This window comes from Serratia sp. root2, assembly GCF_031931805.1.
Taxonomy (GTDB): Bacteria; Pseudomonadota; Gammaproteobacteria; order Enterobacterales; family Enterobacteriaceae; genus Serratia; species Serratia inhibens.
Genome location: NZ_JAUJXB010000001.1, coordinates 2,163,000 through 2,178,407 on the forward strand (window position 1 = coordinate 2,163,000; position 15,408 = coordinate 2,178,407).

Here is a 15,408-nt window from a genome sequence, read left to right on the forward strand (position 1 = left end):
ATTTCAGTCAAAAATTAGTAACCTTCAGCAGAAATAGCCCTCTGATAGAGTTTTAGAGTATCGTCAATGACTAAGGACGAGGCGAACTTGTTTTCAATGCGCTTTCTACCACGCACCCCCATCTCGACTCTTTTACTGGGGCTGGTAAGCAAATGCTCCAGTTTTTCCGCCAACAACGCGATATTGCGTTTCTCAACCAAGCTGCCGGTGTATTCGTCGATAATCAAACTTTGGCAACCGCCAACGTCATACGCGATGCAGGCACGCCCCACTGACGAAGCCTCTAACAGGATGCGTGGGATACCTTCGGAATAGGTCGATGGAAGCGCAACCACATTAGAAGCTTTAATCAAACTGTACACGTCGCTGCAACGGCCGAGCCAGTTAATCAAACCCTGCTGATGCCATTCTTCGATCTGCGACAGAGGTATCGCATCCTGATCGTCGCCTATGGAAATACCCGCCACGTTGAGCACAAAATCGACACCTTTAAGCGCCAAGCGTTTTTTCACCTCAACCAGATCGCCCAGCCCTTTACTCCAGAGCAAACGGCTGGCGAACAGAACAATCGGCTTTTCGCGATTTATTTCCAATGAATAGTGGTAGATTTCCGGGTTGATGCCAGCACCGTCAATCACTACCGTCTGATTCTTATTTACCTGGGTCAGCTCGATCAAACGATCTCTATCGTGCTCGTGTTCAAAGGCAAGCAACGATTTTTTATTTTGAAAAATATGCTTGTAGGAACGCAGAGTCAGCAAACGAATGATGTTCATAGATAACTTATCTTCCATAAACACCCGTCCCAGGCCGACAAAGCCCAAGATAATGGGTTTGTTATAGAAGCGGGCAAAGAACCCACCCATCAGACAAGGTTTGATGGTGATGCAATGTAGCACATCTGGGTTGATCTTCTTGAGCAAACGCCACACTTTGAAAAGTGAACCGACAAAGTGGAATGGGTTAATAGATTGCTCAGAAACTGAAGAATTGTGACATACAAAGCCTTTCTCTGTCAGTTTTTGCAGGATATCATCACCTACAAAGTGACTGACAACATGTATTTCATAGCCTGCCGATTTAGCGGCAAAAGCGCGTTCAACCCAGTGCAGGTCAAAGTACCAGTCTGAGTTGATAAAGTAACAAATCTTTTTCATTTAACTCTTACCGGCTAATGTTGTTTACCATTTTTACCTGATATACCGTCAACAATACCGCGAACCACATATCTAATATATTCCCCTTTACGCTCTTGAGGTGTAAAAGAAAGTAAATATTTTGCAATACGCAGTGCGATAGCACCTAATGAGTATGGTCTTTCATGTTTTCTGAACAATGCCCTTGAAAGGAGCAGATTTCTTACCAGATAGTAGACCTTCCAGGGTGGGTTGATCCCCACACTCACAGTCGGCACATCATGCAAGAACGTCAGCTCGGGTGAGTATCGGATACGATACCCTCGTTGACTCAACCTGTAAGAGAAGTAAAGATCATCATAATAAATAAAAAGCTCAGGCCAAATTGATTCGCGATTAGCGCTCAAAACGTCTTTGCGAATTATTGCGCCAACAAATGAAAGTGTCACCACTTCAGACGCATGTTGCTCATCGGGGAGGTAACTTTTTGGCCTGAGAATATACTCTATAGTCTGCACCAGCGAGGTAGGCATGGTTCTATAGGGTACGTTCATTTTACACAACGCCCCTTGCATATCCACCACGCGGCAACAATAAGCATCGTAGCCTGATTGAGCCACGGCAGAAAATTTCTCGATCAGCCCTGCCGTTGGGTAAGCATCATCATCAAACATAAACACCCAGTCGGTGCTTATGTTCTCCGCAATAAACTCGCTTCCCAGTTTAAAGCCACCAGCCCCTCCGCCGTTGCTTTTGGCACGTATAACATGAAGGCGCGTATCATCAATTGCATTCAACCATTCAAAAGTATTGTCGGTAGAGGCGTTATCAACGATGACAATGTGCTGAAAGGGCAACGCTGCCGTCGCTGCCCAGCAGTGTTTTAGTTTTTCCAATCGGTTGAAAGTAACAATTAACGCCGTTGCATTCATCTTACGCTGACCGTAAACACTGGCATTGAGTGTGTTGTTTCAAGACTATCCAGATAAGTCTCAGCCGTTTTCAACGCCTCGGCAATAGTCACATCCATATCCAGGTAACGATAAGTCCCCAGACGACCGATAAAGGTGATGTTTTTTTCTTGCTCAGCCAAATCAACATACTTTTCCAACAGGCTCATCTCACCGACCTGACGGATAGGATAATAAGGGATATCATCCGCCTCACAGGCCCGACTGAACTCTTTGTAGCATACTGATCCGTCATGTTGTTCCCATGGTGAGAAGTATTTATGCTCTGTAATACGAGTATAAGGCACTTCTTGCTCGCAATAGTTCATTACGGCGCACCCCTGGTAGTCCCCTTCCACGGTAAAACGCTCAAAATCGAGGGTCCGATAGCCCAGACGGCCGAACTGGAAACCGTAGAAAGCATCCAACGGCCCACTGTAGAACACGTGATCATATTGCGCACGTGTTTCCGTCTGGTATTCAGTCCCCAGAGACACCGAAATATTAGGATGATCAAGAATACCCGCAATCATGCTGGTGTAACCGTCTTTCGGCATACCCTGGAATTTATGATTGAAGTAATTATCATCATAATTAAATCGAATCGGTAAGCGTTTCAAGATTGAAGCCGGCAATTGGGCAGGCGACATTCCCCACTGCTTGATGGTGTAACCTTTGAAAAAGGCCTCATACAGTTCTTTACCGACAAAACGCAATGCTTGCTCTTCAAAGGACTGAGGATCCGTTATGCTGCTGTCGCCTTTTTCAGCAATTAATGCTTTCGCTTCTGCAGGCGAACAGGTCTTTTTAAAGAACTGGTTGATGGTATGCAAATTAATAGGTAACGAGAAAACCTGGCCGCTTACCGTAGCTTTTACACGGTTCACATAGGGCATCATGGTGGCGTATTGGTTCACAAAATTCCACACTCGCTCATTATCGGTATGGAAAATATGTGGGCCATAGGTATGTACCATGACATCCGTTTTTTCATCACGGGCATCATAGCAATTACCTGCAATATGCTCGCGGCTGTCTATGATTTGGACTTTATGACCTTGCTCGGCCAATTGACGACCAATAACCGCGCCAGAGAAACCAGCGCCAACGATTAAAACATTTTTGCTATTCATCAGTATGTTACCCAAGTATTACGCGTCTAACTTTATAATAGTACTTCGTCAATGTGTTGCGGCGTACGGTTCCTTTTGGTGCCAACTTGTTCAAGGCAGGCATTAGTAACCTTTTGACCTTTGTCAGATGTAGTACGGGTACATGATGATCTTTCTGCGTGCTACCCGAGAGCGCCACTGAAGTAACTAATCGTTCATAACTCTCAAATGCCCAGGGTGTATTTACGACATTTTTGTGATAATTATCAAAGAAATCAACATGTCGATTATTCCAGGGCTTATTTTCCCCGGCAAAGTGAATCATTTTAGGGTTTTTACGTGCCTCGAGGAAACTCATGTACGTGGCAAAACGTAAGTTCGGGAAGAAATCATCAGTATTACCGTTGCCATGGTATACGTTCCATTCTAATGGAAGATAATGCACACGCCCATGGAATACCTGATTCATAATATCCTGATCCAGGAACCAATAAGTTTTGCTTTTCAGGGCATCCATCAGACTGGAAAAGGTATTCTCTCTATTCATCTGAGCGATATTGAATACTAAAATCCCGGCCTGAAAATAACCATCCGGATTAGCCATACCCAGTGAGCTTGATAAATATTGTTCCGCAGGCATCACACCATCGCTGGATTGCGACATTGCGCCAAACATGACGAAACCTTCCATTACAATATCTTTTACTGCAGCAACCAGATTATCTTCCAACGGGACCGTCATCAATTCCGCCAGATCGCTTTCCACGACGGTATCGGAATCGATAAAGATAACTTTTTCAAAATCAGAAAAAAGTTTCGGAATAAATAAACGGGCATAGGTTGCAGCACTAAAGTGCGCTCGAGTAAACACGCTTTTTATTTCACTGAAAGCATTAACGTCAAAGAAACGCAGGCTAATATTTTCATGTTTGGAAACTAATGAGAAAAAGCGTTCTTTGTTGGCAAAAGAAACACCATTTTCCAACACCACCAGATCGTAATTCAGTTCCGGATTGGCATTGACAATAATGGAGTGAATCAACGCCCCACCGCTAATCGCATAGTTATTATCAAAACAGATCACTACTGGCACATTTTTGACAGGAAATGCAGGCTTCAATTTTGCATTAAAAGTTTCCTGCTGAATAAACGTACGTTGTAACTCTTTTATTTTTAAGCTGCGCTTATCAATTTGATAGTTGATATAAATGTTTAGCAATCTTTCTGCAATATGACCAACAACCCGTTTTTCTTGATTGTTATAATTTTTAAAACGGATTTTTCCTTCTAACTTATCAAGAATGGCGAACAACCATTCCGAATAGTCCTCAAATATGTCCTTCCGCATAACAAACATATTTGTGTAATAACCATCCGATGCGTTATTAAATTTATCTGCCGCACTCTTATACTCTGGATAAAGTTCCTCCAGAACTTCCAATGCTGCATCATAGTCTTCAATATGAAGATAGTTGGATACTTTATAGTGTTGGTAGTTATTTTTGCTACCCGCAGCGTTGACATCCCATTTTTTTGGCAAAACAACATCAACATCTGCTAAACATTTGATAATATCGGTGTCGTTTAATCCGTATTGGCGTTGGTACTGCTCGTCAATTTTTTCATAATTGACCACACCCCAATTATCTTCCGGAGCATGTTGATCTTCAGAAAAATTGAAATGACGGCGATAATGCATAAAGCCGATATAATCAGCTGGAGCGGCATTTTTCCACACCCAATAATGGGCCGTTAGCTCACAGTAGAACGGATTTTTGAATGAAATATTATCGCCAGTATCATCACCTGGGCAACCAATCTCATTTAAACTATTTGCCTTTCCTACATGAATCGGTTGGATTAACGTAGAGTCAAGAAAAGCGCTTGGCTTATGGTGACAAGTGTAAATTTTAATATTACTCATTTGCATTACCTAAAGGTTACCTTGTTCATAAACATCAAGCCATTGCCTCTTTATAATGAGAGATAACCGTTTTAGCATCTCCAATTTCTCTCATCTTATGGTTTTCTATCCAAATGACCTTGTCACAAATTTTCTCAACGTCGGCAAGATTATGACTCACAAAAAGAATAGTGACACCTTTTGCCTTAAACTCACTGATGGTATTTAAGCATTTGCGTTGGAATGAAATATCCCCCACAGCCAAAACCTCATCGATAATGAGAATATCAGGGTCAACTTGGGTGATCACAGAAAAACCTAACTTAGCCAACATACCGCTGGAATAAACACGAATAGGTTCATCAATGAAATCCCCCAACTCGGAGAACTCAATAATCTTGTCGAGTCTTTCCTTCAACTCCTTACGGCGCAGTCCTAATAAAGTTGCATTGAGGCGGATATTTTCACGGCCGGTCAATTCAGGATGGAAACCGCCCCCCAACTCCAACATGGAAGCCACGCGCCCTTGTACGCTAACCGTACCAGAGGTAGGCCGCATCACACCGGCTACAAGCCCCAAAGAGGTACTTTTTCCTGCACCGTTTCGGCCTATCAGCGCAACTGATTCGCCCTTTTGAACCTGAAAACTAATGTCGCCAATAGCCAAATAACTGCGTCCCCGTAGCAGGTTGAACGCGCGGCGCGGGTTAAAAATTAACTCTTTAATGCCAGATCCAATATGATGATATAATGGATAGCGCTTAGTAACATTTTTAAATTCGATAGCTATGCTCATTATAGAATCTCTGCAAACCTGTACTTCAGCTTATTGAATATACTAACGCCAATGATAATAAACAACAGTGCATATCCGTATAGCATGCCGACCTGTTGATAATCGATGACACCATTCATGAACAGATCACGCCAGCTCAATATCATATTGGCCAGAGGATTATAATCAATCAGGAATTTGTACTCTTTGGGAATCATATCTCCGGAATAGAGAATTGGAGTACAATAGAACATCAGCATAATGCCCAACGTCACAAACCGCTCCAAATCGCGGAAAAAAAGATTCAATGTTGACAACATCATGGCAATACCGAAAGTCATCATCATTTGTGCCAAACCGATTAAGGGAACACCCCAAAGCCAATCAATGGATGGCCGCATATCGTAGACATAGAGAAATACGATAATGACTGGAATCGTACATAAAAAATGCAAACACTCCATTAACACATTACTGAATGGAATCACCGAACGAGGAAAAACGGTTTTTTTGATGATTTGAGCATTTGCTAGAAAAGAGTGTAACGAGTTTGACGTTGAACTGGCAAACCATTGCCAAGGGAAAAGACCGGTAATAATAAAAATAGTATAGTTAGGGATTTGAACCCGCATGACTAACTTAAATATAAAATAGTAGATCATGGCAAACAGCAATGGGTTAGCAATTGACCATAAATAGCCAAAGAAACTACTTTTATATCTTACTTTTAATTCTTTCTCTGTAATGACCGTGGCCAAATCCCAGAGGTAACCTAGACTATACTTCATATAAAAACTCGATTTAAGATTAAAATTCCCTAACATCTGAAACGTAATAGCATTTCAACCGGTGCTGTTCTTGATGAGAAACACTTACCTACGACTGGCTCGAAGGAATCAAGTACTGCATAATTTTAAACGATATTTTAAACCACGCTACCGCCCCTGGCGTTGCTGCAACCAGAGTACACTTGAGATAACTCACTGATTTTTATTAAACGGACGCCCCTACTCGCTTTCGCTATCGTGGCCCCAACAGCCTCCCTATTGCGGGTCTTGGTGCTCGCTAAGTTACATCCAACCGCACCCTATTGCTTTAGGAATAGGCTGGATTCACCATCAAATCCCTGCAAAACTCAGCCCTGCAGCATGCCCTTTAACCACTCGGCGAATGCAGTTCCCTGCACAGGATGACGAACGCCATACTCTACGAACGCTTTCATATAACCCAATTTATCGCCACAATCATGAGAACGCCCCACCAAAGCAAAAGCATCGACCGGCTGTTGTTCCATTAGCATAGCGATGGCATCGGTAAGCTGAATCTCACCGCCAGCACCGTAAGGCGTTTTTTCAAGCAAAGGCCAAATATCCGCAGCCAAAACATAGCGACCTACCACTGCCAAGTTGGACGGTGCTTCATCTAATGCTGGTTTTTCTACAATCGCGTGCATTGGCACACTTTCACCCGGTGCGACCGCAACGCCTCGGCAATCCACCACCCCGTATTTGGAAACATCCTTATCTGGCACCGGCTCAACCATCACCTGACTGCGACCGTGCTGATCAAAACGGGCTATCATACTGGCCAGATTATCTCTTTTCAGGTCGCTGGCAACATCGTCCATTAAAACATCAGGCAGCAGCACAGCAAAGGGTTCATCGCCAATTAAAGGCCGAGCGCAAAGAATCGCATGCCCCAAGCCTTTGGATTGCCCCTGACGGACATGCATCAGCGTGACGCCCTTAGGGCAAATCGATTGAACTTCCTCCAGCAGTTGGCGCTTTACACGCGACTCCAGCATGCTTTCCAGTTCAAAGGAAGTATCGAAATGATTCTCGATGGCATTTTTAGATGAATGAGTTACCAGAATAATTTCTTTAATGCCGGCAGCGACACATTCATTCACGATGTATTGGATGAGGGGTTTGTCAACGACTGGCAACATTTCTTTCGGAATAGCCTTTGTTGCCGGCAACATGCGGGTGCCAAGACCTGCAACGGGAATGACAGCTTTAAGCATTTCTGTGGAGACTCCCAACTACTTTAGTTTCATTAACGCAACACACCAAATGTTTACCGCTGTGGCCCATCGTTCCGTTCGCCAGGCTTGGGTGTATTGCCAAAAATGATGTCAATTTTCTTCGGGCTGAAGTATACACCTATGTTGAGGGTTAATACATTAACACCACATAGACGACAACCTACTTGCCTATCAGTTAGCCAGAACACAACTAAAAAATCAAAGCAAGACGATGAAAAACATAAAAAAAAATAGAATCAGCGCCTATTTTGGCGCTAATATTGAGTAAAGCATATAGATATAGACAGCATCGGCTTTTGAACAAATATCAATCACAATAAATAGCCAAAACATAGTAACTCATGTTGCAAATAACCCGGTTTATTGAGAATGATTATTGCTCAATTTATTCAGCCCCACAGGCTATAAATATCAGCGTACTGTTAATAAAAAAAAAGCCCACAAAACAGGGGCTTTCGAAGATTCAATGTACCTTGGTGCGGCCTTAGAGTTTATTGCCGTACCCTTGCGGGTTGTTCTTTTGCCAATTCCACGTATCGCGCATCATATCATCAATTCCGCGGCGGACTTCCCAACCCAACTCCTGACGGGCCAGGTTGGCATCAGCCCAAAATGCGGGCAGATCGCCATCACGACGCGGCAAAATTTGGTAGGGGATGTTCACTCCTGAAGCCTTTTCAAAAGCCTGTACCATAGCTAAAACAGAGTAACCAACGCCAGCCCCCAAGTTATAGGCTTTGAACCCCTCAATCTTATCCAAGTGGTCCATCGCCATCAGGTGCCCTTCGGCTAAATCCATAACATGAATATAATCGCGCACACCGGTACCATCCTCAGTCGGATAATCGCCACCGAATACACCCAGTTTTTCAAGTTTACCAATGGCAACTTGAGAAATGTAAGGCAACAGGTTATTTGGGATACCGTTTGGATCTTCACCAATCATCCCCGACTCATGGGCCCCCACTGGATTGAAGTACCGCAGGGCAATAATGGAGAATTGAGGTTCGGCCTTGGCGAAGTCCTGCAGAATTTGCTCCACCATCAGTTTCGATGTGCCGTAAGGGCTGGTAGTACCGCCGATCGGCGTGGTCTCAACATAAGGAACAGGGGAATTGGCGCCATAGACCGTTGCGGAAGAGCTGAAGATGAACTTGCTCACCCCTGCACGACGCATTTCTTCCAGTAATACCAGAGTGCCAGAAACATTATTTTGATAATATTCTAGTGGTTTGCGAGTTGACTCGCCGACTGCTTTCAGACCGGCAAAGTGGATCACGGCTGAAATCTTATTCTCGCCGAAGATATTGCGCAAACATTCACCATTCTGAATATCGCCTTGGTAGAACCTTGCCGCTTTACCAGCCAACTGTTCGACGCGGTGCAACGACTCCTCTGATGAATTCGACAGGTTGTCCAGCACAACAACATCTTCGCCACGCCCCAACAAGGCCAGCACGGTATGAGAACCAATATAACCGGCACCGCCAGTGACTAAAATCGCCATAACAACTCCTTATACGCGCCTATGGCGCTAAAGATATAAATTTTGATTATCGCCCATGACGTTCATTCAAACAAACAGGGCTGCAAATAGCAGCCCTGTTCTGATGCAACATCGTGGTTATGATATCAGCGAGACAGCATCGCCAAAATTTCGTTTGTTTTTTCTTGCATCAACGCTACATCCGCACGTGACTCAACGTTGAGACGAACTACCGGTTCGGTATTGGATGAACGCAAGTTAAAGCGCCAATCGGCAAATTCCATGCTGATCCCATCGGTGTAATCTACCTCACCAGCCTGGGCCAGATAATGTTGCTTCACGCTTTCAATTGACGCTGCCGGCTGCGACAGTTTGATATTGATTTCTCCCGAGGAAGGGTAAGCCGCAATTCGGTCTTGCACCAGTTGCCCCAGCGTCTGGCCCTTGACACAGACCAGTTCAGCCACCAGCAACCACGGAATCATGCCGCTATCGCAATAAGCAAAATCGCGGAAATAATGATGGGCGCTCATTTCACCACCATAAATGGCATCTTCTGAGCGCATACGTTCCTTAATGAACGCATGACCCGTTTTTGACATCACCGGCACGCCGCCAGCTTTATTCACAACATCGATGGTGTTCCAGCTCAGGCGCGGATCATGAATGATTTTTGCCCCTGGTTGTTTTTGCAGAAAAGCTTCCGCCAGCAGGCCAACAATATAGTAACCCTCGATGAAATCGCCTTTTTCATCAAACAGGAAGCAACGATCGAAGTCGCCATCAAACGCTATCCCCATATCTGCACCCTGTTCACGCACAGCATTGGCAGTATCTGCACGACACTCAGGCAATAACGGGTTAGGAATACCGTTCGGGAATGTGCCGTCCGGCTGATGATGGACCTTAATAAACTCCAATGGGACATTCAGGGCTTTGAGAGATGCCTCAATCGCATCGATTGCATGCCCGGCCGCACCGTTTCCTGAGTTGATAACCAGTTTCAACGGCTTAAAGTTTTCGGTATTCACATAAGACAGCACATGCTGAACATAATCGGCCAGCACGTCCTGACGCACATAGCTACCGCGCGTAGCGACCGGTGCAGGGAACTGATTGGTTTCCGCCAGCTCCTGAATTGCCCGTAATCCGGTATCTCCGCTGATCGGGCGTGAACCTTCGCGAACCAACTTCATTCCGTTATAGTCGATGGGATTATGGCTCGCCGTCACTTCCACGCCGCCGTCAGCTTTCAGGTGAGAAGTCGCAAAATAGACTTCTTCAGTGCCTGTCATGCCAATATCGATAACATCAGTGCCAGCGTCCTGCAAACCCTTTGCCAACGACAGCTTCAAGCTTTCGCTGGTCAGGCGCACATCACTGCCCAAAACAATGGTCTTTGGCTTTAAAAACTCGCCATAAGCACGCCCTATGCGGTAGGCAATATCATCATTTAATTCTTCACCTAATTTACCGCGCACGTCATAAGCTTTAAAACACGTTAACTTTTCCATCGCCAAACCCTTTAATTAAACTCTGCCATACCGATCGTGTAAACGCTCGATGTCATCTTCTTCAAGGTAAAACCCCGATCGAACTTCAATAATTTCAAGATCGATTTTCCCAGGATTCTCCAGCGTGTGAACGCTGCCGGCCGGGATGAATGTGGATTGATTTTCCGATAAAAAGAATTCTTTATCTTCAACATTCACTTTTGCCGTGCCACTGACGACCACCCAGTGTTCTGCGCGATGAAGATGACGCTGTACTGACAGCCCTTCGCCGGGACGGACAATGATCTTTTTGACCTGGAAATGCTCGCCGCTGTCGATATCGCAGATCTTGCCCCATGGGCGATAAGACGAGGAATGTTGGCGGAAGTGATGAAGATTGCGTTTCTTCAGTTCATCAACCACTTTTTTGACATCTTGAACGCGATCTTTAGTCGAGATTAACAACGCATCATTGGTGTTGATTACGATCAAATCGTCCAAACCGATGGTCGCCACAAGAGCAGAATCCGAGGAGATGTAGTTATTGTTGGAATCGATGGAGATAATCTGCCCAACGTTTACATTCCCCAAGCCATCTTTTTCGGAAACCTCCCATAAAGATGACCAAGACCCCACATCGCTCCAGCCGGCATCGATAGGAATGACGACCGCATCACGCGTTTTTTCCATGACCGCATAGTCAATTGAGTCGCTTGGGCAGTGCTTGAATATTTCCTGATCAACGCGGATAAAATTCATATCACGCTGGCTGTCAGCAACGGACTGCTGCGTAGTGTTAAATATTTCCGGGCTAAATTGTTGCAGCTCCTGCAGGAATTTGGCCGTTTTAAACATAAACATACCGCTGTTCCAGCTATACTCGCCGCTGGCCAGATACTCGACAGCTTTCTCCAGACAAGGTTTTTCAACAAACGAGTCAACCTTGAAGCATTCGTTAGAAAGAGCCTTACCGCGCTTGATATAACCGTAACCGGTTTCCGGATGTCCGGGAATGATGCCGAACGTCACCAAATTATCTTCGGTGGCATGTTGAATTGCGGTTTTTATCGCCGAGTGGAAATTATCAATTTTTTTAATCAGATGGTCGGCTGCCAACACCAGCAGCATGCTGTCCTCATCTTCTTCCGCCGCCAAATGTGCTGCCAGCGCTACGGCTGGGGCAGTGTTGCGCCCAACGGGCTCTAAAATGATATTGGTCGCAAGTTGATCGATTTCACGCAGTTGTTCAGCGACTAAAAAACGATGCCCCTCATTGCAAATAACCAATGGGGCGGCGACTTCCACGCCATCGAGCCCGGATAAACGTTGCAGAGTTTGTTGCAACAGGCTAAATCCACTGTCATCAATGGATAAAAATTGCTTGGGAAACGATTCGCGCGACAGCGGCCACAGCCGGCTACCAGTACCGCCAGCCATAACCACAGGAATTAGTTTTGCCATTATTAACCCTTTACTCAGTTGTCTTTCTCATAAACGAGTGCGCCATTTATCGCCAGCGGATCCCTTCACTATAAAAGCCCTTTATCTACACACAGTTACGTTTGTTATGCCAAAACCAACGCTTCCCCGGAGCTGGCTGGAGCTCAAAAGAGGTATGCGAGTACATTCATCGAAAAATGGGCCATCCAGGGTGACGATAGAAGCACTATTGACAGCTAACATAACGTATTCATGCAAAAAAGAGCAGCTTGGCGCTGCTCTTTCAGATTAATACTCATGGTCACTACGCAGCGGAAATTCTCTAGCGATTATGGAAAAAATACTGAGCCACGCGTTTCACATCATGCTCATCCAGGGTACCTGAATCACTTAGCAGGGTGATCCAAGCCTTGATATAGGTATATTTCGCCGACGCCAGGTCCTTTTGCGCGCTGTATAATTGTTGTTCCGCGTTAAGTACATCGACGTTGACGCGTTGCCCCGCCAACACGCTTTGCCGAGTAGCCGTGACCTGAGTGGTCGCGGACTTGACCGCCAACTCGTAGGCAGCCAGCTTGGCACGGCTGCTGATGCACAGGTTGAACTGCTTGCGTAAATCATTCAGCGTGGTGCCCGTCTGGGCATCCATTTCATACATTGCCTGCCCATAACGTGCGGCAGCCTGTCGGGTTGACGCCGAAACGCCGCCCCCGGCGTAGATGGGTACGCTGACCTGCACACCAATGCTGTCGGTGCGATATTTTTGATTAACCGTGTTATCGCTGCTGGAGTCATTTTCCGAATGTGAGGCGTAAAGCTGCACCTGGGGTATAAAACCTGCGCGATTTCTTTCCACTTCATATTTCGCCGCATCAACGCCGTGGCGCGACGCCGCCAACGTCGGGTTATTTTCCAGAGCGATCTTTTGCCATTCTTCAAACCTGGAAGGGATTAGCGGTGCCACCTGGAATTTCCCTGGGCGCAACGTTTGCAACTCATCCAGTTGGTTGAGCGGAACACCAATAATCACCTCCAGCTCGCGCTGGGCGGCATCCAACGCATCACGCGCTTCAATCTCCTGCGCCTCGGCCAGGCTGTAACGAGCCTGAGTCTCCGAAACGTCGGTAATGGTGCCTTCACCCGCTCCCATTAAACGATCGTTCAGCGCCAACTGCTCTTTATAAGCCGCCTTCTGCGCGGAGGCCAACGCGATCTGGTCTTTCGAGTACGCCACCTCCACGTAGGCAGAAATCACCCGCACCGCCAAATCCAGAAACTTGCTGCGATAGCGCTCATCCGACATCAGTGTTTGCGCCACGCCGGCTTTGTAACGGGCATAAGCCTCATAGTCGAACAACGGTTGTGTCAGCGTAATCGAGCTGGAATAGCTGCGATACTGCCTGCGCTGGGTGACTTCGCTAACATTGCCAAAAATGTCACTCGACGGATACTTTTGCGTCTGCCAGTTTCTCGGCGAGTTCTGGTAATTGCCCGATATCTTCGGCAGCAGCCCCGCCCTGCCGATATTTTCGTTTTCGTCTCCTGCCTCTTTCTCTTTTATGGCCGCCCGGAAGGTCGGATCTTTTTCAAGTGCCAGCGAATATGCGTCTAGAATCCCTATCGAATGAACCGGCGCAGATATCGCAAACAAGAGGGTACTGATAGCAAGGCCAGCAACCTGTCGTTTAAATTGAATCAAAATTATTCCTCGGTTAAAGAAGTATGAGCGCGATCCAAAATAGGTTTAAACAGATAACTCAACAGTGAGCGCGACCCCGTCTTCACGAACACCTCAACAGGCATGCCTGGTTTGATGTCCTCCCCACTCAGCATCTTCATGCCTTCAGGCGTTACCGTGACTTGCATCTGGTAGTAGGGTTCGCCGTTGGCCTTATCCACCAGCCTATCGGCGGAAACCAACGTTACCGTTCCCGGAATTTTTGGGGTCTTGTTTTGGTTGAAAGCGGTAAACATCAAATCTACCGGCAACCCGTTGTACACTTTATCTACCAACTCTACTTTCAGGCGAGAATCCACCACCAGCGTAGCCTGGCTGGGTACAACATCCATCAGGTGGTCACCCGCTCCCACGACGCCCCCCTGAGTAAAGATGCTTAATCCGACCACGGTGCCATCTACCGACGAAGTGATCGCCGTGTTGCCGAGCTCAAAATTCGCCATTTCAAGCTTATTTTTGAATTCACTGGCATCCATTTGGGTTTGTGCCAATTGGGTTCTGACTTCACGCTGATAATCGGCAAAGCGTTGATCGATCCGCTGCTGAGACTCCTGCAATTGTTTTTGCACTTGGCCAATCCGCCCAACGGTTTCATCGATACTGCTGTTCACCTCGGCAAACTGGCGCTGAACTTCCAGATAGCGGTTGCGCGGCAAATAGCCGTCCGCAGCCAGCTGTTTCATGCTGTTCATCTGCTCGCGCAGACTCGAAAGCTGGATCTGTTTGTTAACCCGTGAGTCCTGCAGGCCTTTTAACTGGAAACGCATGCCATCCATTGACTGCTTATAGCCGTCAATTTCGCTTTGCAGCCCCAGGCGCCGGGAAGAAAACAACTGTGTTTGCAATGCAATAATTTCGGCAACGCGTGGCTGATCTTTGATTTGCTCAAAAACGGGGGAAAAAGTGACTTTGCTTAATCCATCTCGCTCGGCGAGTAACCGCCCTTCCGAAGCCAGCGTGGTGTAGTACTGGTCCCGCAGCGAAGCGACCTGAGCCTGTGCCTGCACCTGGCTCAATTGCACCAGGACTTCGCCGGCTTTAACCTTATCACCTTCTTTAACTGCGATATTTGTGATAATGCCACTGGCCGGTGCCTGCACCGTTTTACGGTTACCGGAGACGGTAACGGACCCAGGTGTCGCAACCCCTTTATCCAGAGGCGCAAATGCTGCCCAGGCGAAAAAGCCAAACAGGCCAAACCCAACCACTAGCCATCCCATGCGGGTGAAACGCCGCTCGTCCTGAGGGATCTGCTCTGAATACGAGTCTTGCGGCTCGCCAATGTGCGTAGACATACCAACTCCTTTGACTGCAGACGACGCATTTCAGCG

Annotated in this window: 12 protein-coding genes; all 12 read right to left on the minus strand. The window is 46.4% G+C overall.

Annotated features, from left to right (window positions below):
* Positions 1–14 precede the first annotated feature (14 nt).
* Positions 15–1,157 carry a glycosyltransferase family 4 protein gene (locus QZQ97_RS09935; RefSeq protein WP_311993290.1) on the minus strand — a complete coding sequence of 381 codons (1,143 nt, stop codon included), beginning with the start codon at positions 1,155–1,157 and terminating at the stop codon, positions 15–17.
* 14 nt (positions 1,158–1,171) lie between these two features.
* A complete protein-coding gene (locus tag QZQ97_RS09940) occupies positions 1,172–2,068 on the minus strand; it encodes a glycosyltransferase (protein WP_311993291.1) in 897 nt (298 codons plus the stop codon).
* On the minus strand, positions 2,065–3,219 hold the full coding sequence (gene glf, locus QZQ97_RS09945; RefSeq protein WP_311993292.1) for a UDP-galactopyranose mutase: 1,155 nt from the start codon (positions 3,217–3,219) through the stop codon (positions 2,065–2,067). Before glf ends, QZQ97_RS09940 begins: the two co-directional genes overlap by 4 nt.
* 7 nt (positions 3,220–3,226) lie before the next feature.
* Positions 3,227–5,122, minus strand: coding sequence for a DUF4422 domain-containing protein (locus tag QZQ97_RS09950; RefSeq protein ID WP_311993293.1), 1,896 nt, complete (start codon positions 5,120–5,122; stop codon positions 3,227–3,229).
* A 34-nt stretch (positions 5,123–5,156) separates the two neighbouring features.
* Positions 5,157–5,897, minus strand: a complete 741-nt coding sequence (locus QZQ97_RS09955) for an ABC transporter ATP-binding protein (protein WP_020438762.1) — start codon at positions 5,895–5,897, stop codon at positions 5,157–5,159.
* Complete coding sequence (locus QZQ97_RS09960) at positions 5,897–6,664, minus strand: ABC transporter permease (RefSeq protein WP_311993294.1); 768 nt, start codon at positions 6,662–6,664, stop codon at positions 5,897–5,899. The genes QZQ97_RS09955 and QZQ97_RS09960 overlap by 1 nt, the downstream gene beginning before the upstream one ends.
* Positions 6,665–7,011: 347 nt before the next feature.
* Positions 7,012–7,899, minus strand: coding sequence for a UTP--glucose-1-phosphate uridylyltransferase GalU (gene galU / locus QZQ97_RS09965; protein WP_311993295.1), 888 nt, complete (start codon positions 7,897–7,899; stop codon positions 7,012–7,014).
* A gap of 505 nt (positions 7,900–8,404) precedes the next feature.
* Positions 8,405–9,427, minus strand: coding sequence for a UDP-glucose 4-epimerase GalE (galE, locus tag QZQ97_RS09970; RefSeq protein WP_311993296.1), 1,023 nt, complete (start codon positions 9,425–9,427; stop codon positions 8,405–8,407).
* Positions 9,428–9,552: 125 nt separating this feature from the next.
* Positions 9,553–10,920: a phosphomannomutase CpsG gene (gene cpsG / locus QZQ97_RS09975; protein WP_311993297.1), complete on the minus strand. Its 1,368-nt coding sequence runs from the start codon at positions 10,918–10,920 to the stop codon at positions 9,553–9,555.
* A gap of 15 nt (positions 10,921–10,935) precedes the next feature.
* Positions 10,936–12,360, minus strand: coding sequence for a mannose-1-phosphate guanylyltransferase/mannose-6-phosphate isomerase (locus QZQ97_RS09980; protein WP_212559129.1), 1,425 nt, complete (start codon positions 12,358–12,360; stop codon positions 10,936–10,938).
* A gap of 301 nt (positions 12,361–12,661) precedes the next feature.
* Positions 12,662–14,038 (minus strand): TolC family outer membrane protein, encoded by a 1,377-nt coding sequence (locus QZQ97_RS09985; protein WP_311993298.1) that lies wholly within the window; start codon positions 14,036–14,038, stop codon positions 12,662–12,664.
* Positions 14,039–14,040: 2 nt separating this feature from the next.
* Positions 14,041–15,372, minus strand: a complete 1,332-nt coding sequence (locus tag QZQ97_RS09990) for an HlyD family type I secretion periplasmic adaptor subunit (protein WP_311993299.1) — start codon at positions 15,370–15,372, stop codon at positions 14,041–14,043.
* Between the last annotated feature and the right edge of the window lie 36 nt (positions 15,373–15,408).

Coding starts and splice junctions, on each gene's coding strand:
- QZQ97_RS09990 (WP_311993299.1), bottom strand. CDS start 15,372: ATGTCTACGCACATTGGCGAGCCGCAAGACTCGTATTCAGAGCAGATC.
- QZQ97_RS09960 (WP_311993294.1), bottom strand. CDS start 6,664: ATGAAGTATAGTCTAGGTTACCTCTGGGATTTGGCCACGGTCATTACA.
- glf (WP_311993292.1), bottom strand. CDS start 3,219: ATGAATAGCAAAAATGTTTTAATCGTTGGCGCTGGTTTCTCTGGCGCG.
- QZQ97_RS09955 (WP_020438762.1), bottom strand. CDS start 5,897: ATGAGCATAGCTATCGAATTTAAAAATGTTACTAAGCGCTATCCATTA.
- galE (WP_311993296.1), bottom strand. CDS start 9,427: ATGGCGATTTTAGTCACTGGCGGTGCCGGTTATATTGGTTCTCATACC.
- QZQ97_RS09950 (WP_311993293.1), bottom strand. CDS start 5,122: ATGAGTAATATTAAAATTTACACTTGTCACCATAAGCCAAGCGCTTTT.
- cpsG (WP_311993297.1), bottom strand. CDS start 10,920: ATGGAAAAGTTAACGTGTTTTAAAGCTTATGACGTGCGCGGTAAATTA.
- QZQ97_RS09980 (WP_212559129.1), bottom strand. CDS start 12,360: ATGGCAAAACTAATTCCTGTGGTTATGGCTGGCGGTACTGGTAGCCGG.
- QZQ97_RS09935 (WP_311993290.1), bottom strand. CDS start 1,157: ATGAAAAAGATTTGTTACTTTATCAACTCAGACTGGTACTTTGACCTG.
- QZQ97_RS09940 (WP_311993291.1), bottom strand. CDS start 2,068: ATGAATGCAACGGCGTTAATTGTTACTTTCAACCGATTGGAAAAACTA.
- galU (WP_311993295.1), bottom strand. CDS start 7,899: ATGCTTAAAGCTGTCATTCCCGTTGCAGGTCTTGGCACCCGCATGTTG.